Source organism: Streptomyces sp. 13-12-16 (assembly GCF_002114215.1).
GTDB lineage: Bacteria > Actinomycetota > Actinomycetes > Streptomycetales > Streptomycetaceae > Streptomyces.
Window position 1 is genome coordinate 6,312 of sequence record NZ_NCTE01000310.1, and the last position, 3,251, is coordinate 9,562.

A 3,251-nucleotide genomic window follows, 5' to 3' on the forward strand; every position below is an offset into this window, starting at 1 on the left:
CTGGAGCTGCTCCACGAGATGCTGGCCGACGGGGCGAACACCTCCCGTCTGGTGGTCCTCACCGAAGGCGCGGTGTGCACCGACGCGGACGCGGGACGCGAGGGTTCCGGCGCCGATCCGGCCGGCGCGTCGGTGTGGGGCCTGATCCGCTCGGCGCAGTCCGAGCACCCGGACCGGTTCACCCTCGTCGACTTCGACGGCTCACCGGCCTCCACCGAGGTCTTCGCAGCGGCCCTGGCCACCGGGGAGCCTCAACTGGCCCTTCGTGAAGGCCGGTTGCTGGTTCCCCGGCTCGCCCCCGTCACCGCCGGTCCCGTGCCCGTCACGGCGTTCGACGCGCGGCGGACGGTACTCGTCACCGGCGGCACCGGCGCCCTCGGCGCCCTCCTCGCGCGTCACCTCGTCACCCGGCACGGTGTCCGCCGGCTGCTGCTGACCAGCAGGAGCGGACCCGGCGCGGCGGGCACACTCGTCGAGGAGCTGACCGGCCTCGGCGCCGAGGTCACCGTCGCGGCCTGCGACGTCGCCGACCGGCGGTCGCTGGAGGCCCTGCTCGCGGGCCTGCCGCAGGAGCATCCGCTCGGCGCGGTCGTGCACTGCGCGGGTGTCCTGGACGACGGCGTGGTCACCGAGCTCGACCGGGACCGGCTGGACACGGTGCTGCGTCCGAAGGTGGACGGGGCGTGGAACCTGCACGAGCTGACCCGGGACCTGGACCTGGACCTGGACGCGTTCGTGCTGTTCTCGTCGGTGGTCGGTGTCCTCGGCTCCCCCGGCCAGGCCAACTACGCCGCCGCCAACGCCTTCCTCGACGCACTCGCCCAGCAGCGGCGCACGGCGGGGCTGCCCGCCACGTCCCTGGCCTGGGGCCTGTGGGAGAGCGGCATGGCCGACACCCTGGACGAGCAGGACCTGGCCCGTATGAGCCGCGGCGGACTTACTCCCATGCCCGCCGCACGCGCGCTCGCGCTCTTCGACGCGGCCCTCGGGACGAAGCGGGCGGCACTCGTGCCCGCCGGGCTCGACGTCGCCGGCGCACGCGAACAGCGGGGGCCGGCCCGGTTGTCCCCGTTGCTGGCGGATCTGGTCCCCGCCCAGGCACCGCCCGCCGAGCGGGAGGACGACACCGTCCAGGACGACTCCTCGCTGGGGCGGCGGCTCGCCGGCCTGCCCGAGGCCGAGCAGCGCGACCTGCTCCTGGACGTGCTCGGCAGGCACGCCGCCATCGTCCTCGGCCACAGCTCTCCACCGGTGATCGATCCCGAGCAGCCGTTCAAGGAGCTGGGCTTCGACTCGCTGGCCGGCATGGAGCTGCTCCTCGCGCTGAGCGAGACGCTGAGCCTGCACCTTCCGTCCACCATGCTGTTCGACTACCCCACGCCCGCCGCACTGATCACCTACCTCAAGGACGAACTGGTCGACGACGAGGCTCTCCTGGCCGCCCTCGGCACGGCCGGCGCCGAGACCGGGACCGGGGCCACGGAGTCCGCCGGGGCCGCCGAGGACGGGGGCGCCGCTCCCGCCGACGACGAGCCGATCGCGATCGTGGGCATGGGCTGCCGCTTCCCCGGCGACGCCGGTTCACCGGAGGAGCTGTGGCGGCTGGTCGCCGAGGGGGTGGACGCCATCGGGGCGTTCCCCACGAACCGCGGCTGGGACCTCGCCGACATCTACGACCCGGACCCGGACGTCCGCGGGAAGACCTACGCCCGTGAGGGCGGCTTCCTGTACGACGCCGACCGCTTCGACGCCGAGTTCTTCGGCATCAGCCCCCGCGAGGCCCTCGCGCTCGACCCCCAGCAGCGGCTCCTCCTGGAGACGGCCTGGGAGGCGTTCGAGAACGCGGGCATCCGGCCCGACACCCTGCGCTCCACCGACACCGGGGTCTTCACCGGCGTGGTCACCCAGGAGTACGGCTCCCTGGTCCACCGGGGCGGCGAGCCGGTCGACGGCTTCCTGCTGACGGGAACCACGGCGAGCGTGGCCTCCGGACGCCTCTCCTACACGTTCGGTTTCGAGGGTCCGGCGGTCACCGTCGACACGGCCTGCTCGTCGTCGCTCGTGGCGCTCCATCTGGCCTGCCAGTCGCTGCGCAACGGCGAGTCCACCATGGCGCTCGCGGGCGGCGCCACCGTGATGGCCAATCCCGGCATGTTCATGGAGTTCAGCCGGCAGCGCGGGCTGGCCCCGGACGGCCGGTGCAAGTCCTTCGGGGCCGGCGCCGACGGGACGATCTGGGCGGAGGGCGCGGGCATGGTCCTGCTCGAACGGCTCTCCGACGCCGAGGCCAACGGACACACCGTCCTGGCCGTCATCCGCGGCTCCGCCGTCAACCAGGACGGCGCCAGCAACGGCCTGACCGCACCCAACGGCCCCTCCCAGCAGCGCGTCATCCAGTCCGCGCTGGCCGGGGCCGGCCTCACCCCCGACCAGGTCGACGCCGTCGAGGCGCACGGCACCGGCACCTCGCTCGGTGACCCGATCGAGGCGCAGGCCCTGCTCGCCACCTACGGGCAGAACCGTGAAGAGCCCCTGTGGCTCGGCTCGCTGAAGTCCAACATCGGTCACGCCCAGGCCGCCGCCGGCATCGGCGGGGTCATCAAGATGATCCAGGCCATGCGCCACGGCACCCTGCCCAAGACGCTCCACGTCGACGAGCCCAGCCCCCACATCGACTGGAGCACCGGCAACGTACGGCTGCTGACCGAGGCCCGGCCCTGGCCCGAGACCGGCCACCCCCGCCGCGCCGCCGTCTCCTCCTTCGGCATCAGCGGCACCAACGCCCACCTCATCCTCGAAGCCCCGCCCACGCCGCAGGAAGTGGAAACCGAGCAGGAACCGGACGCCCCCGAGGGGACCGTCGTTCCCTGGATGCTGTCGGCCAAGACCGAGCAGGCGCTCCGCGACCAGGCCCGGCAGTTGCGCGAGCATCTCGCGCACGCCCCCGGGGCACGTCCTGACCAGGTCGCGCACGCCCTCGCCACCACCCGCACCCTCTTCCCGCACCGGGCCGTGGTCATCGCCGACGAGCAGGAGGCGTTCGCTCGCGCCCTCGACGCCCTCGCCGTCGACGGCCCGTCCCCGGCCGTGGTCCGTGGCACGCCCCTTCCCGGCCGGACGGCGTTCCTGTTCACGGGTCAGGGATCACAGCGTGCGGGCATGGGCCGCACCCTGTACGACACCCACACCGTCTTCCGCGAGGCGTTCGACGAGGTCTGCACCACCCTCGACCGCCACCTCGACACCGGACA

The 3,251-nt window shown here is 73.5% G+C and carries 1 protein-coding gene; it reads left to right on the forward strand.

Annotated features, from left to right (window positions below; translation table 11 throughout):
- On the forward strand, positions 1-3,251 hold a 3,251-nt coding region (locus tag B7767_RS47280; RefSeq protein ID WP_218775792.1), incomplete at both ends, for a type I polyketide synthase.